At 42.2% G+C, this 26,089-nt stretch carries 17 protein-coding genes, 1 pseudogene and 1 riboswitch; of the genes and pseudogenes, 11 read left to right on the top strand and 7 right to left on the bottom strand.

What is annotated here, in order from left to right; genetic code table 11:
- Positions 1–42: 42 nt before the first annotated feature.
- Together FCV43_RS20820 and FCV43_RS05365 are read right to left on the bottom strand one after the other, a co-directional pair.
- Positions 43–174, bottom strand: a pseudogene (locus tag FCV43_RS20820) (helix-turn-helix domain-containing protein); the annotation flags it as partial.
- A 371-nt stretch (positions 175–545) separates the two neighbouring features.
- Complete coding sequence (locus FCV43_RS05365; RefSeq protein ID WP_136994215.1) at positions 546–1,826, bottom strand: cation:proton antiporter; 1,281 nt, start codon at positions 1,824–1,826, stop codon at positions 546–548.
- Between the two features lie 190 nt (positions 1,827–2,016).
- Between FCV43_RS05365 and metH the strand changes: the two genes are divergently transcribed.
- Positions 2,017–5,694 (top strand): methionine synthase, encoded by a 3,678-nt coding sequence (metH, locus tag FCV43_RS05360; RefSeq protein ID WP_136994214.1) that lies wholly within the window; start codon positions 2,017–2,019, stop codon positions 5,692–5,694.
- Positions 5,695–5,757: 63 nt separating this feature from the next.
- Here metH and lysC read toward each other — a convergent pair whose 3' ends face one another.
- Positions 5,758–7,131: a lysine-sensitive aspartokinase 3 gene (gene lysC, locus FCV43_RS05355; protein ID WP_136994219.1), complete on the bottom strand. Its 1,374-nt coding sequence runs from the start codon at positions 7,129–7,131 to the stop codon at positions 5,758–5,760.
- A 99-nt stretch (positions 7,132–7,230) separates the two neighbouring features.
- A riboswitch (Lysine riboswitch) is annotated at positions 7,231–7,407 on the bottom strand.
- A gap of 165 nt (positions 7,408–7,572) precedes the next feature.
- Here lysC and FCV43_RS05350 point away from each other — a divergent pair.
- Positions 7,573–8,691 (top strand): pyridoxal-phosphate-dependent aminotransferase family protein, encoded by a 1,119-nt coding sequence (locus tag FCV43_RS05350; RefSeq protein ID WP_113799626.1) that lies wholly within the window; start codon positions 7,573–7,575, stop codon positions 8,689–8,691.
- 57 nt (positions 8,692–8,748) lie between these two features.
- Here FCV43_RS05350 and FCV43_RS05345 read toward each other — a convergent pair whose 3' ends face one another.
- The 4 genes from FCV43_RS05345 to FCV43_RS05330 form a co-directional block, all read right to left on the bottom strand.
- A complete protein-coding gene (locus FCV43_RS05345; protein WP_136994213.1) occupies positions 8,749–10,515 on the bottom strand; it encodes a PglL family O-oligosaccharyltransferase in 1,767 nt (588 codons plus the stop codon).
- A 91-nt stretch (positions 10,516–10,606) separates the two neighbouring features.
- Entirely contained in the window at positions 10,607–13,432 is a 2,826-nt protein-coding gene (gene uvrA, locus FCV43_RS05340; protein WP_017052830.1) for an excinuclease ABC subunit UvrA, read from the bottom strand.
- A gap of 140 nt (positions 13,433–13,572) precedes the next feature.
- Positions 13,573–14,445, bottom strand: coding sequence for a UTP--glucose-1-phosphate uridylyltransferase GalU (gene galU, locus FCV43_RS05335; protein WP_136994212.1), 873 nt, complete (start codon positions 14,443–14,445; stop codon positions 13,573–13,575).
- A gap of 107 nt (positions 14,446–14,552) precedes the next feature.
- Entirely contained in the window at positions 14,553–15,203 is a 651-nt protein-coding gene (locus FCV43_RS05330; RefSeq protein ID WP_136994211.1) for a LuxR C-terminal-related transcriptional regulator, read from the bottom strand.
- A 273-nt stretch (positions 15,204–15,476) separates the two neighbouring features.
- Here FCV43_RS05330 and FCV43_RS05325 point away from each other — a divergent pair, with 273 nt between their 5' ends.
- The 9 genes from FCV43_RS05325 to FCV43_RS05285 all read left to right on the top strand — a co-directional run bounded on the left by FCV43_RS05325 (position 15,477) and on the right by FCV43_RS05285 (position 26,082).
- Entirely contained in the window at positions 15,477–16,025 is a 549-nt protein-coding gene (locus tag FCV43_RS05325) for a single-stranded DNA-binding protein (protein WP_017051191.1), read from the top strand.
- A 195-nt stretch (positions 16,026–16,220) separates the two neighbouring features.
- Positions 16,221–18,215 (top strand): RNase E specificity factor CsrD, encoded by a 1,995-nt coding sequence (gene csrD, locus FCV43_RS05320; RefSeq protein ID WP_113799615.1) that lies wholly within the window; start codon positions 16,221–16,223, stop codon positions 18,213–18,215.
- A gap of 11 nt (positions 18,216–18,226) precedes the next feature.
- Positions 18,227–19,669, top strand: a complete 1,443-nt coding sequence (locus FCV43_RS05315; RefSeq protein ID WP_136994210.1) for an MSHA biogenesis protein MshI — start codon at positions 18,227–18,229, stop codon at positions 19,667–19,669.
- Between the two features lie 35 nt (positions 19,670–19,704).
- Positions 19,705–20,325, top strand: a complete 621-nt coding sequence (gene pilO, locus FCV43_RS05310) for a type 4a pilus biogenesis protein PilO (RefSeq protein ID WP_136994218.1) — start codon at positions 19,705–19,707, stop codon at positions 20,323–20,325.
- Positions 20,318–20,644, top strand: a complete 327-nt coding sequence (locus FCV43_RS05305) for an MSHA biogenesis protein MshK (protein ID WP_113799608.1) — start codon at positions 20,318–20,320, stop codon at positions 20,642–20,644. Before pilO ends, FCV43_RS05305 begins: the two co-directional genes overlap by 8 nt.
- 35 nt (positions 20,645–20,679) lie before the next feature.
- Positions 20,680–22,329 carry a pilus (MSHA type) biogenesis protein MshL gene (gene mshL, locus FCV43_RS05300; RefSeq protein WP_136994217.1) on the top strand — a complete coding sequence of 550 codons (1,650 nt, stop codon included), beginning with the start codon at positions 20,680–20,682 and terminating at the stop codon, positions 22,327–22,329.
- An 18-nt stretch (positions 22,330–22,347) separates the two neighbouring features.
- Positions 22,348–23,193 (top strand): ExeA family protein, encoded by an 846-nt coding sequence (locus FCV43_RS05295; RefSeq protein ID WP_017051185.1) that lies wholly within the window; start codon positions 22,348–22,350, stop codon positions 23,191–23,193.
- On the top strand, positions 23,190–24,368 hold the full coding sequence (locus FCV43_RS05290; protein ID WP_136994209.1) for a tetratricopeptide repeat protein: 1,179 nt from the start codon (positions 23,190–23,192) through the stop codon (positions 24,366–24,368). The genes FCV43_RS05295 and FCV43_RS05290 overlap by 4 nt, the downstream gene beginning before the upstream one ends.
- A complete protein-coding gene (locus FCV43_RS05285; protein WP_017051183.1) occupies positions 24,358–26,082 on the top strand; it encodes a GspE/PulE family protein in 1,725 nt (574 codons plus the stop codon). Before FCV43_RS05290 ends, FCV43_RS05285 begins: the two co-directional genes overlap by 11 nt.
- Positions 26,083–26,089 lie beyond the last annotated feature (7 nt).

Raw genomic sequence — 26,089 nt, 5'->3', positions numbered from 1 at the left:
TCCCGTAAGATGGCGACGCCCTAATGAGATCATATTTTTTCTCTAATTGGTATTAGCTGCGTGCTCGATAACATATTCTTTGACTTGTAATTTCTGCTCATCAGTTAGGCGATGGGGTCTACCAGAATGTGGTTTCTCTTGAAGTCCTTCAAGACCATTATCAAGATATGCTTTGACCCATTTATGACGCTTACTCTGCTAACTTTAAGGTACTTAGTTATTTTAGTGCGACTTTTTCCGTCAACAAAATGAGAAACGGCTAAATAACGCATTCGAAGTCGAGCATTGGTTGTGGAATTAATCAAACTCGGAAAGTCATGCTTCATAAGGACTCCTTTTACGAGTCTTTATTAGGTCATAAAATTAACGGAATTGATATTACAAGTTTTGAAATCAGTATTATTAAGGCTATCCATCAATCGTTATTACAATAGTCTGGTAGCCTTAATTAGAGAATAAATTACAATTAGTGAATGTAGTGGAGTGTTTAAATTTATTCACGAACATGGTTTTTTACAAAAGATCCAATCTCCATTGCATAATCATTACACGTTATTTTTCTCTTCTTTTTTCGCTTTTTCTATTAGTGGTGTAATCGTTGATCCCTGAATTAGAATTGAGAAAACAACAACGGCATATGTCATGACAAGTAGAATCTCTTTAACATCTATCATTTTATCTGGAATGACCATTACGCCCGATGGAATAGATAGTGCCATTGCAAGCGCAAGCCCTCCTCTGAGTCCACCCCAAGTCAGTATTTTTATCGACCATCGATTGTAAGTTCGAAAGCGACGAAAGCCTAAGTATGATATCCACACACTCAAATAACGACTGACAAGAACAAGTGGGATAGCGAATATCATTAAGAGCCAATCTTCTTGGTGAAATTCAAAAAGTAGCATCGACATACCAATTAATAGAAATAACACGCCGTTTAAAAACTCATCGACGAGTTCCCAAAAGTGATCGAGATGTTCTTCACTCTCTTTCGAAAAACCAATGTAGCGTGTCCAGTTGCCGATCATAATTCCAGAGACAACCATAGCAAGCGGCCCTGAAACGTGTATAACATCGGCAAATACATAGCCAGCCGTTGGGATGCCTATAGTCAGTAGCAGCTCCATAGAGTGATCATTAGTAGAACTGATGAGGTAGTGAAAAAGAAGACCTAAGGCGAAACCGTAGATTATGCCACCCAGCCCTTCTTGGATAAACAGCATGGTGACACTTCTAGCTGTTGGTTGTTCCGTGCCAAAAGCAATAGTGAATAAAGTGACAAAAATAACCAAACCAAAGCCATCATTGAACAGCGATTCGCCCTCGATCTGAGTTGATATCCGCTTTGGCGCATCAAGCTTTTTCACTATAGCTAACACAGCGATAGGGTCGGTTGGAGATATTAGTGATCCAAACAAGAGGCAGTAGACTAAGTCAAAATCAATTCCAAAGAGTTGACAGAATGTATATAGAATGAAGCCAATGAAAAATGTGGAGAATAATGTAGCACCTAACGCTAATGTCGTGATTTCCCACTTTTGATCTTTTAGATTCGGAAGTTTTATCCCCAAACCTCCTGCAAATAATAGAAAGCCTAAAATGCCCTTAAGTAGGAAATCTTCAAAGTTGATGGTTGCCATCGTATCTGTGGCGACTTCTGTTAATTGAAACCAATCATTTTGTCCTGCAATAATGATAAGCAAAGATAACATTAGAGCGCCAGCTGTTATGGCAATGGTGGTTTGCATCTTTCCTATCTTGCTGTTTATAAAAGCAATCATCATGGCAGCAGCGGATAAAAAGCAAAGAGTGTAATAGACAGACATTCACGGACCTATTTGTAACAAAATATGAATAATATTTTCAGCGGATAAAGCCCAAATAGCAAACAGTTTTTGTTAATGCTCTGTGAAGTTATTAGTTTCTTCTGAACAAGAATAAAGGAGTTATAGACGTCTAGATTTCTACTTTTTCTGTGATAGGATATTAGAACAACTAAAGGAATGAGGTGGTATTGTGGGAAGCAATATAAGAAAACAGATAGAAGCTCAACTTAAGCAGAGGATTTTGCTTATTGATGGTGGCATGGGAACTATGATCCAGGGCTACAAACTCGAAGAACAGGAGTATCGAGGGGAGCGTTTTTCTGAGTGGCATTGCGATCTGAAAGGAAATAATGACCTATTAGTACTTAGCCAACCTCAAATTATTAGTGAGATACATCATCAGTACCTAGAAGCGGGTGCTGATATTTTAGAAACTAATACCTTTAATGCGACGACCATTGCCATGGCTGACTATGACATGGAATCGCTGAGTCGAGATATTAACTTTGCTGCGGCTAAACTCGCTCGAACTGCAGCTGACGAATGGACTAAAAAGACACCTGATAAGCCGCGATACGTGGCAGGTGTATTAGGTCCAACTAACCGAACTTGTTCCATTTCGCCAGATGTGAACGATCCTGGCTACCGAAATGTTTCTTTTGATGAATTAGTAGAAGCTTACTCTGAATCGACGCTTGCCTTGATTGAGGGAGGGAGCGATCTCATCCTGATTGAAACTATATTTGATACTCTGAATGCTAAAGCATGTGCATTCGCGGTTGAAACGGTTTTTGATGAGTTAGGTTATTCGCTTCCTGTCATGATCTCAGGAACTATAACAGATGCATCTGGGCGTACTTTATCAGGACAAACTACAGAAGCTTTTTACAACGCACTAAGGCATGTACGACCTATATCGTTCGGTTTGAACTGTGCTTTGGGGCCAGATGAACTTCGCCCCTATGTTGATGAATTGTCGCGTATTTCTGAATGTAGTGTTTCTGCTCACCCTAACGCAGGCCTCCCTAATGCATTTGGCGAATATGATTTGTCACCAGAAGACATGGCTGAACATGTCAAAGAGTGGGCTCAAAGTGGATTTTTGAACCTTATTGGTGGCTGTTGTGGCACAACGCCTGAACATATTCGTCAGATGGCTCAGGCTGTGGAAAATATTACGCCAAGAGCTTTGCCAGAGCTTCCTATTGCTTGTCGACTTTCTGGTTTAGAACCTTTAACTATTTCCAAAGAATCATTGTTTGTTAACGTTGGTGAGCGTACCAATGTTACGGGTTCTGCTCGCTTTAAACGTCTGATTAAAGAAGAACTTTATGATGAAGCTCTAAGTGTTGCGCAGGAACAAGTTGAAAATGGTGCCCAAATTATCGATATCAACATGGATGAAGGAATGCTTGATGCCGAAGCGTGTATGGTTCGCTTCCTTAATTTATGTGCTTCTGAGCCCGAGATATCCAAAGTCCCAGTGATGGTTGATTCCTCTAAATGGGAAGTGATTGAAGCCGGACTTAAATGCATTCAGGGTAAAGGTATTGTTAACTCGATCTCTCTTAAAGAGGGCAAAGAAAAGTTTGTAGAGCAAGCCAAGCTCGTTCGTCGCTATGGTGCTGCTGTGATTGTTATGGCATTTGATGAAGTTGGGCAGGCCGATACACGTGAACGTAAAATAGAAATTTGTACTAACGCCTATAACATTCTTGTCGATGAGGTTGGCTTTCCACCTGAAGACATTATATTCGATCCCAATATCTTTGCCGTTGCGACAGGGATTGATGAGCATAATAACTATGCGGTCGATTTCATTGAAGCGGTCGGTGATATCAAACGAACACTTCCTCATGCCATGATCTCTGGTGGTGTTTCAAACGTCTCATTTTCATTTCGCGGTAATAATTACGTTCGTGAAGCTATCCATGCTGTATTTCTATATCACTGTTTTAAAAATGGTATGGATATGGGAATTGTTAACGCAGGCCAGCTTGAGATTTACGACAATGTCCCTGAAGATTTACGCGAAGCAGTTGAAGATGTAGTCCTAAATAGAAGAGATGACTCTACAGAACGCCTATTAGATATCGCGACAGAATATTTGGAACGGGCTGTTGGAAAAGTTGAAGATAAGTCAGCACTTGAATGGCGAACTTGGCCTGTAGAGAAACGTTTAGAACACTCTTTAGTCAAGGGGATCACTGATTTTATTGTCGAAGATACTGAAGAAGCCCGAACAAATGCGAGTCGTCCTATTGAAGTGATAGAAGGCCCATTAATGGATGGGATGAACGTGGTTGGTGACCTCTTTGGTGAAGGGAAAATGTTCTTGCCTCAAGTGGTTAAGTCAGCCCGAGTGATGAAGCAAGCCGTTGCTCACTTAGAGCCTTTTATCAATGCATCAAAAGAAGCGGGAAGCACGAATGGTAAAATTCTTCTCGCAACTGTAAAAGGAGATGTTCACGATATCGGTAAAAACATTGTAGGGGTCGTGCTGCAGTGTAATAACTATGAAATTATCGATTTAGGAGTAATGGTTCCTTGCGAAAAAATACTGAAGGTCGCCAAAGAAGAGAATGTCGATATTATCGGATTATCAGGTTTGATAACGCCTTCGCTTGATGAGATGGTACATGTGGCAAAAGAGATGGAACGACAGGGATTTGATTTGCCACTATTGATTGGCGGTGCGACAACGTCAAAAGCACACACCGCAGTTAAAATTGAACAGAACTACAATCAGCCAGTTGTCTATGTCAACAACGCTTCTCGTGCGGTTGGGGTTTGTACTTCTTTACTCTCTAATGAACTAAAACCAGCCTTCATTGAAAAGCTTGATCTAGATTATGACCGAGTTCGAGACCAGCATAATCGCAAAACACCACGAACGAAACCTATTACACTTGAAGAAGCAAGAGCGAATCGAGTTGAGATTGATTGGCAAGCTTATACACCGCCAGCACCTAAAAAACCGGGAGTCCATATTTTTGATGATGTGGACATTGCCACACTGAAAGATTACATCGACTGGACGCCATTTTTTATGACGTGGTCATTGATGGGGAAATATCCTGCAATTCTTGATCATGAAGAAGTTGGTGAAGAAGCGAAGCGCTTGTATCAAGACGCGAATGAGTTACTTGATCGGGTAGAACGAGAAGGATTGCTCAAAGTTCGTGGTATGTGTGCACTTTTCCCTGCAAATAGTGTTGATGATGACATTGAAGTGTATTCAGATGAATCACGCACTGAAGTCTTAGATATCTTGCATAACTTACGTCAACAGACGGCTAAACCGAAAGGGTTTAACTACTGCCTGTCAGATTACATTGCACCAAAATCGAGTGGTAAAGCGGATTGGATTGGTGGTTTTGCGGTGACTGGAGGGATTGGGGAGCGTGAATTGGCTGACGATTATAAAGCTAAAGGCGATGATTATAATGCCATTATGATTCAAGCTGTGGCTGACCGTTTAGCTGAAGCTTTCGCTGAATATTTGCATGAGAAAGTACGTAAGGATATTTGGGGTTATGCGGTTGATGAGAATTTATCAAATGATGAATTGATCCGTGAAAAATACCAAGGCATCCGACCTGCTCCTGGTTATCCAGCATGTCCTGAACATACAGAAAAAGGGACATTATGGACGTTGATGAATGTAGAAGAAGCGATTGGTATGTCATTGACGTCTAGCTATGCAATGTGGCCGGGCGCGTCGGTTTCGGGAATGTATTTCTCACATCCTGATTCTCGCTATTTTGCGATTGCGCAGATCCAACAAGATCAAGTGGAAAGCTATGCCGATCGTAAAGGGTGGGATAAGTTGGAAGCCGAAAAATGGCTTGGGCCTAATATCAATTAGAAAAGTGTCTTAATAAAATGCCCGCTGATCATCAGCGGGCATTTTTGTTCGTGGTCGTATTAATTATGACTCTTCGAATAACTCTTGATGGAGTTTTTGAATGGCGCTTTTGGCAACCGACTCGTGGAGTAAGAAGCAAAGATTATGCGGGCTGGCACCGTAACAAATCATGCGTAAATTAAAGTCTTCCAGCGTGCTGAATACCTGTTTCGCGTATCCTTTACTTTCACTCATGTTATTACCAATAAGGGCAACAAGGCAGAGGTTGTGCTCTACATCGACGGTGCACAGTGCTTCAAGTTCTTGTTTTACAATGCTTGGTAATTGAGGTGCTCCGCCTGCGGTATCGGTTTGATCAAGAGTGAGAGAGACACTTACTTCAGATGTGGTGATTAAATCAACAGAGATTTTATGCTTAGCTAGAATCTGGAAAACATCGGCCAGAAAGCCGTAAGCATGAAACATGTTTGGGCTGCGCAGTGTCACCATGGTTTGATTGCAGCGTAACGCGAGAGCCCTAAAAAGAGGTGCGCTGGCGACCTCTTGACGAATCCATGTCCCTCCTTTCTCTGGTTCTTTTGAGGATCCAACAAAAACGGGGATCTGGTGTCGCAATGCAGGTAATAAAGTTGAAGGGTGGAGGATCTTGGCCCCAAAATTGGCCATTTCAGAGGCTTCACTAAAACTAATTTCTGGAATTGGGGAGGCTTTTTGCGCAATACGAGGATCTGTAGTGTAGATACCTGGGACATCTGTCCAAATTTCTAAACCTGATGCTGAAACTGCTTCAGCAATAAGTGCGGCACTATAATCACTGCCTCCTCTTCCAAGTGTAGTAGTTTGGCCGTTTGAGTCAGATCCAATGAAGCCTTGAGTGACAACAACATGTTCTTGGCAAAGAGGAGAGAGCTTCTCACTTGCAAGTGAGGAAATGATGTCTAATTGAGGTTCTGCTTTTCCAAACGCACTATCAGTTTTTAGTATTTCGCGAATATCAAACCTTACCGCATGAATTCCACGCTCTCGCATTAGTTGAGTCAAAATGTGCGTCGACATTAACTCGCCACAAGCGACAAGATTATCGGTGAGTCTCGCGGAAGGCTGAGATGCCGATTCTTCAGCCAAACTTGCAACATCATTCAATATGGTATCGATTGATGGTTTAATCGACTGAGCGTCAGTTAATTGATTAAGTATTGCTTTGTGAATCTTATCAATCTTATTAATCAACTCTTGGCGACGTGTTGATTCGGTAACGCCATTCGCTAATTCAACTAATAGATTCGTCACGCCAGAACACGCACTGCTGACGATGAGTTTAGTGTTTGGGTTGTTTTCTACAACTGCAGCACAACGGCTCATTGCTTCAAAGTTAGCGACACTTGTCCCGCCAAATTTTGCAACGTTAAAAGAACCAGCTACATTCAATGTGCTCACGATATATCTCCCACGACTTCCTGATAAATAATTACGGATTGGTAATCCAACATCCAATGTTTGAAGAGAGAATTGAGCAGAGGCAATAATAGAATAGAACACCTCAGAAGCTCCTCATCAGATAGAACTGATGACAGTCGAAGGGATTCAGCCCGTTCAACCGACAACTCAAAGCCACAACTTTGAATTACCTCGGCATTGCTCCCCATGAATGGTTTGTATTGGAGTTGAGGCTCCACAAAACATCTGCCTGGGCAATGCTCCTCTTCTGCTAGATAGCTTAGACATTGAACGTTTTTAGGGAAGAAAAGTCAATTACTATGCATAAAATAAATTTAACATTTTTGTGACACTGGTTTGACCTCATACTTGAGTCGAATTGTTGTTCGCTGAAAATTCGATTAACCTATTCACTCATATAGCCATTCGCAAGGAGCGTTTATGCCAATTCAAAGTTTTTTTCCACCACATCGAACATTGATGGGGCCGGGACCATCGGATATCTCACCGCAGGTCTTACAAGCGCTTAGTCGTCCAACTGTTGGTCATCTTGACCCACTTTTTATTCAAATGATGGATGAACTTAAACAACTACTAAAGTATGCCTTTCAGACTGAAAATGAGTTCACTATTGCTGTTTCAGCTCCAGGCAGTGCGGGCATGGAAGCTTGCTTTGTTAACCTCATTGAGCCAGGCGATAAAGTGATTGTTTGCCGCAATGGAGTGTTTGGCGAACGAATGCGTGAAAATGTGATCCGTTGTGGTGGTGAAGTAGTCCTAGTGGACGATGAATGGGGTAAACCCGTCTCCATTGGTAAAGTTGAGCAGGCATTAGTTGAAAACCCGGATACGAAGATCCTCGCTTTTGTCCATGCAGAAACGTCCACAGGAGCATTGAGTGATGCTCAAGCGTTAGGTAAGTTAGCAAAAGATTACGGTGCTTTAACGATTGTCGATGCTGTTACCTCTTTAGGTGGCGTGCCTTTGCTGGTGGATGAATGGCAGTTAGACGCGGTTTATTCAGGAAGCCAAAAGTGTCTGTCTTGTGTTCCTGGCCTATCCCCTCTGACTTTCTCTGCTAAAGCCATTGAAAAAATTGAATCGAGATCAACGCCGATTCAGAGTTGGTTTCTTGATCAAAGTTTAGTGTTGGGCTATTGGAGCGGAGAAGGAAAACGTAGCTATCACCACACTGCACCTGTCAATAGTTTGTATGCACTGCATGAAGCGTTAGTGTTACTCCAAAATGAAGGGCTTGAACAGGCTTGGAAGCGTCATAAACAGATGCATGAAAAACTGAAAAGTGGCCTTGAGCGACTGGGTTTCACCTTTGTGGTTGATGAAGCGAGCAGATTACCTCAGCTTAATGCCGTGTTTATCCCAGAAGGTATTGATGAAGCGGCGGTTCGAGGGCATTTATTGAATGAGTATAACCTTGAGATTGGTGCTGGCCTTGGCGCTTTGGCGGGTAAAGCTTGGCGAATTGGTTTGATGGGTTATGCAGCACGCAATGAAAATGTGTCGTTATGCTTACGAGCGTTAGAAGAGTCGCTGACTTAAGCTGTATTGAGTTAGTGCGATTTAAAATGGCGAGCTATTAACTCGCCATTTTTGTGTCTATTGTTTCGCTGCAGGAGATTGAGAGACGGCTGACGATGGCGGAGTGTATTGAACCTTCGAGAAGTCTTTATTTGGAAACAAGAAACGAGCTTCGGCCCTGACTTGCTCAGCTCTACTTGGGTCGCTAAGCCCCTGATAAGCCAAAATAAGATTGCTGTAGAAAGCTGGACGCGGCTTGGTTTTAATAATATCTAAAGACCAAGATACATATGGTTTTATCAAAGCTGAATCTTCTGTGTATAACCCAATATTGAGATAAGTGCTGTAAACATCCCAATCAAAACGGTCCTTCCAAACTACGGGGTTTGTGACTTGCTTTAAAATATCAGGATCTTTGGGAGCTGAACGTTCAAATTGAGTCAGTATGTAGTTAGTGTGCAAAGCACTGAGCATATAAAAACTGGTCAGAATTGGGATAACCAAGCTCAAGACTCTGAATAATGTTTTACTGATTACTGAAAAGGACTGAGTTTTATATTTGGATACGCGTTGATCAACCCAAAAAATGAGAATAATGAAAATCAGCCAATGCGCGGCTGAATGGTAAAACGGATATTCGAGCTGGGAGTGCAATACAATGGGAATAAATAGTGCGAACAGTGCCAGCCTTGTGCCTCGTTTTGCCGTATAAATTCGTGACAACACAAGCATTGCGGCAAGTAAAATACCAATAACTGGAACAACGCCACCTTCGACACCCCATAATAATAGTTCATTATGAGGGTGATCCATCGCTGGCAGACCAGGAGTATAACCTTTATTTAATTGATGCTGCCTTGCGGTATACAAAATATATTGAGATTCAAACTTACCATAGCCGTAACCAGTGAATGGCTTCTCTATCACCATATCGAGTGCTTGTGGAAACGTATAAGTTCTTGGTGTTTCTAAATCTGCTTTCGCGGTGACAAAATCGTCCGTGCCTTCCGATTGAATGAGCATTACACCGAGAGCGAGACCAATCAATACGGATATGCACCAACCAACGCAGCGTTTTAATGTGGAGAAGCGGTAAAGGTAGGGCAGAATACATATCGTTCCGAAAATTGCGCCTAACCAACCAGTTCTTGACGCCAGCGCAATGAGTAGAGGAACGGTTAAAGCAGGAACAATATAAAGCAGAGCGACTTCATTCAGTTTTTTGTTGTACTTGTGCGGCTGCGTAGTAATAAGGTAACCAGATAGAATCAGCCCTGTAGCCAGAAAACTGGCCATAACATTAGGTTGTTGGAAAATACCATATGGACGATTCGATAGAGTGTTATAACCAAAGATATTCCCCGGTTCTAACAGAAGGTATTGGTATAACCCAAAAATAGATTGGATCACGATAGCAAGAACGATAAGCCAGAGCAGTCGCTGTTTATGACGATTACTAAACATGAATTGCTGTAAGATCACAAAAAATATGAAGCCAGCCCAAAGGCCAAGTAAGCGATTACTAACACTTTCAATATTCGCATTGAGATAAAAGATAGGCACGGTTAGCAGAATGCAGCAAACAAACAAGCCAATGGTTAGCTTTGAATACCTTAGGACTCGATTGGTCGCAAGTTGATAGAGCCCAATAGCGACGCTGAAACTAAACGCCATCCATGTAGTCGGGTTGAAAGAGAGTGCTAACCCCGAACCGCCAGGATTTGGCATGAAAAAGTGCATTGCCAATAAGAAAACGACACCTAGGGAGAGTGTGAAGATACGGTTCAAAGGAGCATTGACCATTTTCGTTTCTAATTGTGTTCCGCCTACATGCAATGTGGCCATAATGCTTTTATTCCAATCAATAAGAAGAAACCAACCGTCGCTTACTTATTATTAAGATAAGCGACTATTGCTCTTACTTTACCGTTTTTTTCTATTTCAACATAGGCTTAAGAAAGCGTGCAGTGTGTGAACCTTCGACTAGGGCGACATTTTCAGGCGTGCCTTCTGCAACAATTTCTCCACCGCCTTGGCCGCCTTCAGGTCCAAGATCGACAACCCAGTCAGCAGTTTTTACCACATCTAAGTTATGCTCAATGACAACTACCGTATTACCTCGATCTCTAAGGCGATGTAAAACGGTCAATAGTTGTTGAATATCATGAAAATGAAGGCCTGTTGTTGGCTCATCAAGAATATAGAGTGTTTTGCCTGTATCTCGTTTAGAAAGTTCACGAGCTAGCTTGATACGCTGTGCTTCACCGCCAGACAGTGTCGTTGCCGCTTGGCCTAATCGAATGTAAGACAAACCAACATCCATCAGTGTTTGCAGTTTACGAGCAATAACGGGTACGGGTTCAAAGAACTCGCGTGAATCTTCAACAGTCATATTGAGCACTTCATCGATGCTCTTTCCTTTATATCTAACTTCTAGAGTTTCTCGGTTGTAGCGTTTACCACTGCATATATCACAAGGAACATAGACATCAGGTAAAAAGTGCATCTCGACTTTGATAACACCATCGCCCTGACATGCTTCGCAGCGACCGCCTCGGACATTAAAACTGAATCGTCCGGGCTTATATCCTCGGGAACGTGATTCTTGAGTCCCTGCAAACAGTTCTCGAATTGGGGTAAAGATCCCCGTATAAGTCGCAGGATTAGATCGAGGTGTTCTTCCTATCGGGCTTTGATCAATATCGATGACTTTGTCGAAGTGTTCCAGCCCTACTATTTTCTTATAAGGCGATGGAACCGCCGTTGTTGCGCCATTTAATTGCGTGTGAGCGATTTTAAAGAAAGTATCATTGATTAGCGTTGATTTACCTGATCCTGAAACACCAGTAATACAAGTGAATAAGCCAACTGGGATGGAGAGATCTACAGATTTTAGATTGTTCCCCGTAGCCCCTAAAAGTTGAACGGTTTTCTTAGGATCCATTGGTGTTCTTTCTACTGGTATAGGGATCTCTTTAACACCGCTGAGATATTGGCCTGTGAGAGAATTTGGGTTGGCAATGATCTCATCCATCGTGCCTTCTGCAACCACTTGTCCACCATGAACACCAGCTCCAGGGCCGATATCAATGACATGATCAGCGCATCTAATTGCATCTTCATCATGCTCAACCACAATCACGGTATTACCTAGATCTCGTAAGTGAACCAGAGTTTTTAACAGACGTTCATTGTCTCGTTGATGTAGTCCAATAGAAGGCTCATCGAGAACATACATGACGCCCATTAATCCGGCACCAATTTGACTTGCAAGACGAATACGCTGTGCTTCACCACCAGATAATGTTTCAGAGCTACGAGAAAGGTTCAGATAATTTAAACCGACATTGACTAAGAAATGCAGGCGGTCGTTGATCTCTTTCATCACCTTATCTGCAATTTGAGCTCGTTGACCAGTGAGTGAAAGGTTTTGGAAAAAGTCCATCGCTTCGCTGATACTCATCTCAACGATTTCTGGCAGGGGAGTATCATTTAAGAATACATTACGCGCTTCAACTCTTAAGCGAGTGCCATGACAGCTTGAGCATGACTTGGTGGAGATGTATTTCGCGAGATCTTCACGAACCGAGTTGGATTCAGTATCGCGATATCGGCGCTCAAGTGTATTGAGTATGCCTTCAAAAGGATGGCGTTTTACTCGAATATCGCCTCGATCGTTGATGTACTTAAACTCGACTTCAGTGCGACCGGAACCTGACAAAATAATATCGCGAGTTTTCTTTGGCAGGCTTTTAAATGGAGCAAAGAGATCAAAGCCAAAGTGTTCTGCGAGAGAGTTCAGCATTTGGAAGTAGTAATAGTTTTTCTGATCCCAACCTTTTATCGCACCTTCGGCAATACTTAAGCTGTCATCTAAGATCACCCTGCTAGGATCAAAATATTGTTGTACGCCTAATCCGTCACAAGTCGCACATGCCCCTGCGGGGTTATTAAAAGAGAATAAGCGGGGTTCAAGCTCTTGCATGCTATAACCGCATTGAGAACAGGCAAAGTTAGCAGAGAAAACAATATCTTCTTGAGTATCGTCATCCATCCAAGACACGGCAACAATACCGCCAGAAAGCTCCAATGCTGTTTCGAAAGATTCCGCTAAACGTTGCTTAAGATCATCACGAACTTTAAAGCGATCAACGACCACTTCAATGGTGTGCTTTTTATGGAGTTCCAGCGTTGGAGGATCGGTAAGATCACAAGTTTCACCATCGATACGAGCACGAATAAATCCTTGAGCAGCTAAGTTTTCCAATGTTTTTACATGCTCGCCTTTTCGCTCCTTTATGATAGGTGCAAGCAGCATCATTTTTGAACCTGATGGAAGCTCCAATACTTTGTCGACCATTTGACTGATGGTCTGTGCCGCTAGTGGTGTTTTATGTTCAGGGCAGCGAGGCTCACCCACACGAGCGTATAGAAGACGTAAGTAATCATAAACTTCGGTAATGGTACCGACAGTTGAACGAGGATTATGGCTGGTGGATTTTTGCTCGATAGAGATGGCTGGAGATAAACCCTCAATATGATCGACATCCGGCTTCTCCATCAAAGAGAGAAACTGGCGAGCATACGCAGACAAAGATTCTACATAGCGCCGCTGGCCTTCCGCATACAAGGTATCAAAAGCGAGTGACGATTTACCCGATCCTGATAACCCAGTAATTACGATTAACTTATCTCGCGGAATAGTAAGATTAATATCTTTAAGGTTATGAGTGCGGGCGCCTCGAATTTCAATTTTGTCCATCTTGAATGCTCATGTAATACCAAGTGAAGCAAGTATTACATAGTGTGAGATTTGTGCAAAGTTTTACTGGATAAAAAAACAGTATCTAAAAACAAATAATGCGGCATAAAAGCCGCATTATTTAGAATCAAATGGAGAGGTTAATCTTCTTTTTTCGTCGAGTGTTTATCTAGCTCTACTTTTTGAATGTCTTTCTTATATTGATGTTCAAAACAGTAGTTGGTTGCTTCAATATAGCCTTCTACACTACCGCAATCAAATCGTTTACCTTTGAATTTGTAGGCAAGTACGCATCCAGCTTTCGCTTGCTTAAGTAGAGCGTCGGTGATTTGAATTTCACCGCCTTTACCTGGTTCGGTTTGCTCAATCAATTCGAAAATATCTGGAGTTAAGATGTAGCGGCCAATAATTGCTAGGTTGCTTGGTGCGGTGCCTTGTTCTGGTTTTTCAACCATATCATCAACACGGAAAAGATCATCTTTGATCATTTCACCTGAGATCACACCATACTTGTGTGTTTCATCTTCTAGCACTTCTTGGACGGCAACGATAGAGCAACGGAACTGCTTATATAGCGCAACCATTTGAGCTAGAACACCTTGATCTTCATTTACACATAGGTCATCAGCAAGCACGACAGCAAAAGGTTCATCGCCGACTAACTCACGGCCAGTCAGAATTGCATGTCCTAAGCCTTTCATTTCACGCTGACGGATGTAAGTGAAGTTTGCAGATTCGATCGTCTCACGAATATTAATTAACAGCTCTTCTTTGTTAGTGCCGCTAATCTGATGCTCTAATTCATAGTTTTTATCAAAATGATCCATGATCGAGTGCTTGCCACGTCCTGTAACAATACACATCCCCGTCATTCCTGCTTGTATTGCTTCTTCAACGCCATACTCAATGAGTGGTTTATTGACCACTGGCATCATCTCTTTAGGCATTGATTTTGTTGCAGGTAAAAAACGAGTGCCGTAACCCGCTGCCGGAAATAGGCATTTCTTGATCATGGTAAAACCCTTTATCTGTAAGATTATATATTTTGGCCAACTGTAGCATGAATTGATATCTGAAATATGACGCTATCTAGAATTTGCTAACTCATAAGTGAGAATCTTTAGCATGATAAAAGATTTTGGTTGGCCCAGGCTATAGCTTGGACTCTATTTCTAACCGAGAGCTTTTTAAATATTTGATAAACGTGTGACTTTACGGTGTATTCACTAATAAAAAGGTCATCTGCAATTTGAGTATTTGATGAACCAGACTGTAAGCAACGTAGAATTTGAAGCTCTCTTAACGTTAGATCGACAGAGACTGGAGTGGTGTGAGAATGAACCATATGGCGATAGTAGTGTAGAAGTTGACTGCTCACTTTTCTTGGTAACCAATTTTGACCATTGATAATTTCGCCAAGACCTTGGGCTATTATTTTAGGGTCATCATTTTTATAGAATACGCCCTTAAGGCTGCCAAAAGTGAGCAGTTCATCGGTTGTTAAGCGTTTCTCAACATTAATCAAAATAGTTTCGAAATTCTTGTTGGTTAGTGGTAAACCCTGAACTTGTTGGGTAATTTGACGATGGGTTTGATAATCCAATAATAGAATCTTATGTTTATGGCTTTGAAAAGCTTCCATAAGCTCAATGGGGGAGATTCGTGGGATCGTCAACCTCAACTTCTGTGCTATGAGGTCAACATCTGGATGAATAAGTGTTGGCTCAAGGCATAGGAAGTAGATCGTTCTGGTGTAGCTGGTATTTTTCATAGGGAGCCTCCTGTTGACTTGTTTAAACAGTGGCACTTTTGATTTATGTGTTCTATTGCTTATATTCTGGTTTGCGTTAGGCTTCAAATTGATAAGTAACTAAGCGATTTGTTAGCAGGCAAAAAAGTAAGATTGCTCCGAAACTCAGCGACTTGATGGAGGCAAAATCAAATCAAACCGGGAAGTTTAAGCTTTGAGATTTGTCCTAGGGGTAAAGCGTGTTATTCTTGTGGGCTGAATTTTTAATACGTATGAATCTAGACGGAGCAAAACATGGCCAGCCGTGGAGTAAACAAAGTAATCTTAGTGGGCAACCTAGGTAATGACCCTGAAATTCGTTATATGCCAAATGGTAGTGCAGTAGCGAATATCACCATTGCAACGTCTGAATCATGGCGTGATAAAGCAACAGGCGAGCCGCGTGAAAAAACAGAATGGCACCGTGTTGCATTATTTGGAAAGCTTGCGGAAGTAGCAGGTGAGTACTTACGTAAAGGCTCACAGGTTTACATTGAAGGTCAATTACAGACTCGTAAATGGCAAGATCAAAGTGGACAAGACCGCTACACAACAGAAGTAGTTGTACAGGGCTTTAACGGCGTAATGCAAATGCTTGGTGGCCGTGGTCAAGGTGGCGCTCCTGCACAAGGTGGTCAGCAACAACAAGGTGGATGGGGACAGCCTCAGCAACCTCAACAACAGGCACCGCAGCAGCAAGCTCCACAAGCACAACAGCAACGTGCACCGCAGCAAGCACCACAACAAGCTCAGCCTCAGTACAATGAGCCACCAATGGATTTCGATGACGACATTCCGTTCTAAACAGAACGGACGCTAAATCGTATTAGATAAAGTGGGTTCACCTGCATTTATGAAATAAAAAACCGCGCATGTCGCGGTTTTTTTCATTTTCTAGAGAGTTAGCGAATTCTGTTTCTAATTCATCGTTTACAATATTATTAAGATAATTATTTGTGTGGATTGATAATAAGTGAATAAAACAGGGATTCTGTATTCATGAGGTATACCCCTACTCTCAAGTTAAGTACTCGCTTAGTTGCTTTTGTGACGGTCATTGTGATCAGCGCAATGTTCATCCTGTTTATTGGTGGCACATTATCATTTAAACGTATTGGTCAAGATTATCTTAATCACTACCTTGAAGGTATTGTTGAGGTTGTAGATAAAGAGATGGAATCACCCGATGCTGCATATTCAATGCAGGGGTGGATGCCCAAAATGTTACAAGCATCTAATATTGTCGAGATGCAACTCTCCTCTTCTGCTGGTGTTGTTTACCGCTTTCGGGATACCTCCCCACAAGTCGCCGCCGATCGCCTCCATGAGCGTACATTTCAGTTGAAACGAAGCCCCGGTTATAGCATTACCTTTAAAGCGCTTCCTCCGTATCTTGGTCATAGTTATTCATTTGAAGCGATGTGGTCGATTACCTTAGCGGTGGGATTAGTTATATTTTGTCTGATCCGTGGCGTTCATTGGCTGAAAGCGCAGTTAGTAGGATCAGAGTTATTAGAAGAGAGAGGGCGAATGATCCTTGCAGGTCGTGTTGAAGAGCACGCAAAAGGTGATCATAAAGAGTGGCCTTATACTGCAAGCGAGGCTCTGGATGTTTTAATTGAAGAGTTGCAAGATGCTCGGCAAGAGCGCAGTCGTTTTGATACCTTTATTCGAACTCAAACCTTCTTAGACAAACTAACTGGAACGGCAAATAGAGTACTTTTTGACAGTAAGTTAGAATCAGCACTGCACGAGAGTGGCGCTCGTGGCGGGGTGCTACTCATTCGCATCGAGGAGTGGGAGCAGGTACTTGAAGAGAACGAAAAAGAGGTATGTGATAATTTTATTATTGACGTCGGTAACGTACTTTCAAATATTGTCCAGCGTTTCCCTGATGTTATATTTTCTCGTTATTACGATGCTGATTTTGCCATATTAATTCCGCAAAAAGGTCTGAAAGAGATCTCCGTTGTCGCATCGCAGTGTATTCGTCAGCTAGAAAAAATCACACCACCAGAGCCATTAGAAACTGAAAACTGGTGCCATATTGGCGTGTCTATGTACGTCGACGGTGAGCGACATAGCCAGATTATGGATGAAGCGGAAACCGCATTAAAAGGTGCTCAACTGCAACGAATTAATAACTGGAGTCGCTTTAAAAAGCAAACTCAGGTTGAAGAAGAGAGAGGAAGTGTTCGTTGGAGAACCCTGTTTGACAAAGCTTTGTTGCCTGAAAATCTTCATTTATTTAAGCAAGCTTGCTTTTTAAAATCAGATTCCGGTAAGCAGGAGTTGCTGCATCATGAAATTTATTCCCGTATCACCGATCCTGAAAAAGGGATAATTAAGACCTCTCGTTTTATTGCTGCAATCGAATTAGTGGGCTATGAACAGCAAATGGATCAAGCAGTTATTACCTCAATAGTCAATTTTTTGAAAGCGTCAAAGGACCCAGTATGCTACTCTATTAACCTGAATGTAGTTCCATTTTCAAATAAACAGTATTTCAAGTGGTTTAGATATGAGCTATTACAACTCCCGACAGAGTTACGAAGTTCATTGAGTTTTGAGTTTGCAGAAGGTCGGCTCGTAAAGCATTTAGATTATATGAGACCAGTTGTTAAAATGTTATCTGGTTTAGGGTGTAAAATCATCGTCGGCCAAGCGGGTCGAACGATTGTAAGCACTCACTATATTAAAGATCTCAATGTCGATTACCTTAAACTACATCGAAGCCTTATCAAGAAAATAGATCAAAGACATGAAAACCAACTCTTCGTTAGAAGTATGATTGGCGCTTGTGCTGACACCAATGCTCAAGTTATTGCCGTTGGCGTCGAAAATAAACAAGAGTGGCAAACATTAGGTGAGCTAGGTGTGCATGGATTACAAGGACGCTATGTTGGTGTTGAAGAGTCTTTAATGCCCGCTAAAAGCGTTAAAAATGACACGACAGTTAAACCTGGTAGACGAAATCGTTGGCGACAGAAGTAACAGTATTCGATATGAAATTAAAGTCCCTATTAGAAAAATTTAGACCTGCTGCAGTTAATGAAAATCAGCTCTTTGCTGTCATTCAACCTGATGCAATTTATTTCTCAGCAGGCTCAAGCTCTGCCGCATCAGCGATCATCCCAATTGAAGGTTCAAATTGGGAAGGGGCATTTGAAAAAGCGCTTAAGCAAGTTGAGTTATCTGATGCCCCATTGAATGTGGTACTTAATGCGAATCACTATCAAACCTATCAAATAGAAAAACCAGAACTTCCTAAAGAAGAATGGCCTGTTGCACTGCCATTTTTATTGAAAGAGCTTATCACTGAGCGAGTTACCGATATTGTAACGGATGCCATTGCTCTACCGACTGGCAACAAAGTGCAAGCTTATGTGTTGTCTAAAAAGTTACTGGACCGCTTGCTTGCATTGATTAACGCAGCAGGAGGAACACTCAATGCAGTACTCCCTGAAGATGAATTATGGGGACACTCTGCGGGTGAGCTAGAAAACTTCATGCTTTTGCAGCGAAGTAAAAAAGGCAACTTTAAGATAGGTGCTTTTGTTAATCAGACGGTCTGTTTCCAGCGAACGATTCGAAGTGTGGCTCCGCCATTAACGGGAGCGGCTTCTAGCTCACTTCAGCTTGACGGTTTAGCTTTAGAGTTACAGCGTTCGATTGACTACTTGTCATCACAGCTGAAAGGTACTCAGCTCCATCAGTTAAAAGTATGTTGTGATGATGAAGATGAGGAGGAGCTTGCTCGAGAACTTAATGATCGTTTAAGTGCTAAGGTTTCTCGCCTTATTGAGGGAGAACAAGAGCTATCTGGCCAAATCATTGAGCGCATTGCAACTCAGCTAAAAGGGTTCTCTGTAAACCTTTATCCAACTCACCTCAAGCCGAAAAAAGAGTATTTCAGCCTTGCTAACGTTGTCGGAACTTGGTGTGTTATCTCCGCTATTATGCTTGGAACATATGGCTACTATCGCTATGAAATCTCAACGTTGGAAGTTGAACTCGCTCAACAGCAGCAGCAAGCCGCGCAACTCAATCAACAAACCACTGAGCTTAAGAAAAAGCTTGAGCGTCATGTGCCGACACCCGAAAAAATCGCGGCTATTAATCGTTTAAAAGCTGAAATTTCTGCGAAACAAAGTTCTCTATCTGCGGTTGGAGAGTATGACCAATCGCAACAAGTTGGATACTCAGGAGTGATGAGCGCACTGGCAACATTAGGTCGCCGAGATATATCACTAAGTCATATTACCATTAATGCTAACACCTTAGATTTAAAAGGTGTCGCGAGAAATGCCAGCGTGATTCCAAACTGGATCAGTCAGTTCAAACATGAATTGAATTTGGTTGGACGTACCTTTGATAAACTTAAAATTGGTAGAAACGAACAAGATATTGTGACATTTGAATTGCATACTCGTGGAGGCACTAAATAGTGAAGCAACAATGGCTACTCCTAAACGATAAATTCATGGCGTTAAGCTCGCGTGAAAAGTGGTTGATTTTACTGTGTGGCGCGGTGGGTTTCTTCTTTGTGTTTCTGACTTTCCTAGTGGAACCTAGCCTCCAAGATTATAATAATTCAAAAAATCAGCTACGCCAGATAAAGCAAAACAATCAACTTGCTGAGAGTGAGTTAATGGTTTTAACCGCGAAATTAAGTAAAGATCCGGATCAAGAGATTGATAAAGAATATCAAAGCTTAATTGTTCAAAGTCAGGAGCTCTCTCTTCAATTATCTGAAATTATAGAAAGCTTAGTTGCGCCAACCCAAATGTCTCATTTATTGGAAAGTGTTTTAGTGAGTGGTAAAGATCTTAAGCTAATCTCGCTGGAATCACTAAATGCTGAACCAATTGTCAAAAATAACGATCAAAGTGAAGGCCATTACTCTGGCTACTTTGTACATCCTGTTCGGATAGAACTGACAGGAAACTATTTTGCGATAGAAAAGTATCTAAATGCTCTAGAAAACTTACCCGTAAAATATTACTGGAGACACTTTAACTACTCTGTAGAGAAGTACCCAGAAGCTCGTTTGATCTTAGAAGTTTACACATTGGGGACTAGGCAGGAGTTTATCGGTGGTTAAATCTATCATTGTATGTCTTATGGGCATTTCATTATCTGCTTTTGCTGCTCAAGATCCAACGGCTCCACTTGGTTGGATGGCACCAGCAGATAAGGTTGTTAAGAAAAAGAGGGTGCTCACATATCGTTTACCGACACTTCAAAGTATTGTGTGTAAAGATGAGGCTCCATGCTATGCCATCCTTAATGATCAAGTGGTCACTCAAGGAAATACAATTCGTGGTTACCGAGTGAAGCAGGTAAATGCAGAAGATGTCACTCTTCAACGTGGTAGCAAAACTTGGAAGTTAGAACTTTTCTCTCTAAATATTAAGCACTAAATATGAATCAGAACAAAAAAGGTTTGAGTGAGAATATGCGAAAAATCGTATTAGGAATTGTAGTGGCATCATTGGCTGGCTGTTCAATGGGGCATAGAGATCCTGTTGAAGTGAAACAAGCGCTGAATGAAGCGATTAATGAATCTAATAGTCGCAATTTGCAAGAGTTGCCTGATTCTGTTCAAGATGACCTCATGCCTGATCTGAATAACTCAGTGTTAGCGATTGGCGGACCAGTAAAACGTTTCCGAATTCAAGCTGATAATGTTGATGCCAAGGCCTTTTTTACTAGTTTAGTTAAGGGTACAGAGTTTAGTGCTGCTATTCACCCTAGCGTTAATGGCCGAATTACGGTAAACCTGACCGATGTCACACTGGATGAAGTGTTAAACGTTGTTCGCGATATGTATGGCTATGATGTTGAAAAGCAAGGCAAGGTACTTCAAGTATTTCCTGCAGGCCTGCGTTCAGTGACGATCCCTGTGGATTACTTGCAAATGAAACGTGCGGGTAGTTCATTAACTTCAATAAAAACAGGTTCAATTACTGAGAATGGCTCAAGTTCTTCTGGCAGTTCTTCTGATTCATCAAGCTCAGATTCATCAAATTCAAGCTCAACAACAAGTGGTGGAACTGAAATTGAAACCACAAGTGAAAGCGATTTCTGGCCTCAGTTGGAAAAAGCCGTAGCTCAATTAATCGGTTCAGGTGACGGGCAAAGCGTGGTTGTTACACCGCAAGCCAGTGTGATCACCGTTCGCGCTTACCCTGATGAAATTCGAGAAGTAAGACAGTTCCTAAATATTTCACAACAGCGTTTGCACCGTCAGGTTATTCTGGAAACTAAAGTTCTAGAAGTCACGTTAAGTGATGGATATCAGCAAGGTATCAATTGGAATAAGATGTTCTCTTCAAACGGGACAAATTACAGTATTGGTACCGGAACGATTACTAAGAATGCGGCCGGTTCAATTGTTCCTGGTGCTTTACCTGGTTTAGATTCTATTGGTTCTTTGTTAGGTGGGCAGTCAAACATTGTCGTTTCTAGCGGTAGCTTCGAAGCTGTATTGAGCTTTATGGACACTCAGGGTGATTTGAATGTGCTTTCTAGCCCGCGAGTCACGGCGGCTAATAATCAAAAAGCGGTGATCAAAGTCGGTACCGATCAATACTATGTGACCGAACTTTCGAGTAATGCGGGCAGTGGTGAGAACTCTCAGGCAGTACCTGAAGTCACGTTGACGCCATTCTTTTCTGGCATATCTTTAGATGTAACGCCGCAGATTGATGATAAAGGCAATGTGCTACTGCATGTACACCCCGCGGTTATAGATGTGGAAGAGGAAAATAAAGTGCTTAACCTCGGTGGCGACTTTAACGATATTCTTCTGCCGCTAGCAAAAAGTTCAATTCGTGAGTCAGATTCAGTGATCCGTGCTCGTGATGGTGATGTTGTGGTTATCGGCGGTTTAATGAAATCAGCCACTGTCGATCAAGTCTCGCAAGTTCCATTCTTAGGTGATATTCCAGCTCTTGGTCACCTATTTCGCAACACATCAAAAATTTCTAGAAAAACAGAGTTAGTGATCTTATTGAAACCGACAGTCGTCGGTGTTAATTCTTGGCAGAAAGAGCTAGAGCGTTCACGCGATTTACTTCAAGAATGGTTCCCTGACGAAGAATAACCTCTGTGTGGAGATATTATGTATCAGGCGCACTTTGGTTTTAGTTGTCAGCCATTTAGCCTAACCCCAAATACTGACCTGTTTTATGGTTTAGCGCCTCACTATGAGGCGATTCAAACTGTAATATCGGCAGTCCAGATGGGGGAAGGTGTCATTAAGGTGACAGGTGAAGTCGGAACGGGAAAAACCATGGTTTGCCGCATGCTAGTCAATCATTTGCAAGAGCATGTGGCATTAATTTATTTACCTAATCCTATTCTGACTGGTAGTGAATTGCGTCAAGCGGTCGCAAAAGAGTTAGGGCTAGAGAAAGTGCCTGATGCCACTATCGTTGATGAAATCCAAACTAAATTGATAGATATTCACTCCAGCGGTCGTCGCGCGGTTGCGATTATAGATGAAGCTCAAGCACTGACTGATGAAACTCTTGAAACATTACGTTTGTTTGGCAATTTAGAAACCGAACAGAAAAAGCTACTGCAGTTGATCTTACTTGGACAACCTGAATTCGATGACCGATTATCTCAACACCACCTGAGGCAGTTTAGGCAGCGAATTTCGTTCAGTGCAAAACTTCGACCTCTTTCGCTTGATGAAACGGTCGCTTATATCGATCATCGTTTAGAAAAGTCATCAGGCAGTACATCGCTATTTAGCTTAAATCAAAAAAAAGCGGTTTGGCACTCTACTGGTGGTATTCCAAGATTAATTAATCAAATCTGCCATAAAGCGCTCATCTTGGCTTGTTGCGATCAAAGTAGTTCAACACAGAACCACCACCTATTTTCGGCGATGCATGACACCTTCGATGTGCTTAAGCCTAAGTTTAAAAACCCATTGATTTGGGGCTGGAGTAAATCATGAGTGCAATGAACAATGCGCTGTCAGAGTTAGCGAATAAAGACCAATCACTATCGGCTCCTATTGAGAAGGCTCAAGTCAATAAAGTGAAGTCGAGATCGCCTGTTGTTTGGGTTGCGTTAGGCTTCTCTCTAAGCTTAGCGGTCGGTGGATGGGCGGTATCTCAGCAATCCGATATGATTGTGACTTCCGAAAATACGGTTAATCTGCGTGACGACTCTAAATCAGGGAAAGAGAGTGATATTCGCACATTAGCTGAAAAAAAAGTGGCTGATAAAAAAGAGTCTGATTTCACGCCTGTGACGCCAGAAAAAACGATTCAAGCTGTGACCATTTTCGAACCCGTCAATGACGAGAAAAAGAAATCGGTGAGCGTTTCATCTCAAAAGCCTATTCATGTCGCAAAAATTAATCAGCCTCAATCAGTAGAGAGTCAGTCGGCAAAGGTTCAGCTGGTAAATAGCCAAATAGCTGAGCGTAAGTCATCTCAACCGACTCGTGCTGTTAAAGCTAATGAGTCAACGAAAGAAACCAATGTGAAAACCGCCCCAACATCGGCAATGGTAGTGGAGCAAGTTGAGCTTACTCCTGAAGCTTTGGCTCAAAATGCGCTGAGTCGTGCTAAAAAATCGCTAGACAGTAACGATATGAATGGGGCTTTGAGTAACTATTCCGAAGTATTGCGCTATACGCCAAAAAATGAAGTTGCTCGTCAAAAATTAGCGGCCTTATATTACGGTAAAGGTGATGCGCGTAAAGCGTATGATACACTTCAGTATGGGATAAAATTGTCACCGGATAGCGAAGATCTACGTCTAGGGCTGAGTAAGTTGCTGATTAAAGAGAAACAGCCTGACGTGGCATTAAGCCCGCTGATTCATTTACCACCAAACCCTAGTATTCGCTATCTTGCAATGCGCGCAGCGTTAGGGCAAAAGTCTAAGCAAAGTGAAGTTACTTTAGAAAGCTATCAACAGCTTGTCGGCCTTGACCCTGAAAATGGTCGCTGGTGGTTAGGCTTGGCGATTCAACAAGAGCGCAATATGGATTTTGACTCAGCGTTTAATTCATATCAACAAGCATTATCCCTTATTGGAATTTCAAAACAGTCTCAAAATTTTGTTCGTGATCGCATGAAAGTTCTGCGCACAATACAGGAGTCAACAAGTGCAAATTAAGTTAAGAAAAAGACTCGGTGACTTACTCGTTGAAGAGGGGATCATTACCGAGCAACAAGTTGAGCAAGCTCTGTCAGCGCAGCGAAGCACAGGTCAAAAGCTGGGTGATACATTAATCGAACTTGGTTTCTTATCTGAACAGCAGATGTTGATGTTCCTATCGCAGCAGCTTGATTTACCGCTCATTGATTTGAGTCGAGCCGCGGTTGATATTGATGCAGTTCAACTGCTACCAGAAGTGCATGCCCGACGATTACGTGCACTTGTTATTGGCCGAAACCAAGATACTTTACGGATTGCGATGAGTGATCCTGCGGATTTGTTTGCCCAAGAATCACTATTAGACCAACTTGGTCAGTATGGGCTGGAATTTGTCATAGCACCTGAAAGGCAGTTAGTAGAAGGCTTTGATCGCTACTATCGCCGAACAAAAGATATCGCATCCTTTGCCGAACAACTTCAAGCTGAGCACCAAGTTAATGAAGCCTTTGATTTTGATATCGGAGATGAAGACAGTGATGAAGTTACGGTTGTTAAACTAATTAACTCGCTGTTTGAAGATGCGATTCAAGTTGGGGCGTCAGATATACACATTGAGCCAGACTCTAACGTACTGCGCCTGCGTCAACGTATTGATGGTGTGCTCCATGAAACTTTATTAAATGAAGTGAATATCGCATCAGCGTTGGTGCTTCGTTTAAAACTGATGGCGAACTTAGATATTTCGGAGAAACGATTACCACAAGATGGCCGTTTTAATATCCGAGTGAAAGGCCAATCGGTAGATATCCGTATGTCGACGATGCCCGTTCAGTATGGTGAATCAGTGGTAATGCGTTTGCTTAACCAAACCTCTGGTTTACGTAAGTTAGAGGAGTCTGGTTTACCGGCCGATCTTCTGGCTCGTTTGCGGGATCAACTGCGTCGGCCACATGGCATGATTTTAGTAACAGGCCCTACGGGTTCAGGTAAAACGACAACGTTATATGGCGCACTGTCTGAGCTGAATGTTCCAGGCAAGAAAATCATTACAGCTGAAGACCCGGTTGAATATCGTCTTCCGAGAATCAACCAAGTTCAAGTGAACAGTAAGATCAATTTGAACTTCTCTACCGTACTTCGAACTTTTTTACGTCAAGATCCCGATATCATTCTAATTGGTGAGATGCGTGACCACGAGACGGTTGAAATTGGTCTGCGAGCGGCTTTAACAGGTCACTTAGTGCTGAGTACGCTCCATACCAATGATGCGATTGATAGCGCCTTACGTATGATGGATATGGGGGCTCCGGGTTACCTTGTTGCCAGTGCGGTTCGTGCTGTTGTTGCACAACGTTTGATCAGAAAAGTGTGCCCAGACTGCAAAGTAGACGACCAAATTGATGAGGCAAGAAAGCAGTGGCTCAGTGTCCGTTTTCCTAACCAAGTTGAACAAACGTTTACCAAAGGTCGTGGCTGTCAAAACTGTAACCTAACAGGCTACCGTGGTCGTATTGGTGTTTTTGAAATGCTTGAGTTAGAGCAACATATGATGGATAGCTTACGCTCAAGCGATGCGGTTGCTTTCTCTAAAGCGGCACGAGCTTCTAAAAACTATAAACCTTTACTCGCCTCTGCAATGGAGTTGGCGATAGAAGGTACAGTCAGCCTTGATGAAGTCATGAACCTTGGTGAAGGTGACGCATCAGGTATGGCTGATGCTATCTTGATTTAGGAAAAAA

The organism is Vibrio genomosp. F6 (genome assembly GCF_005146325.1).
Classification (GTDB): Bacteria; Pseudomonadota; Gammaproteobacteria; order Enterobacterales; family Vibrionaceae; genus Vibrio; species Vibrio cortegadensis.
Note: the sequence above shows the minus strand (reverse complement) of the source record. Positions and strands in the feature narration are given on the sequence as shown.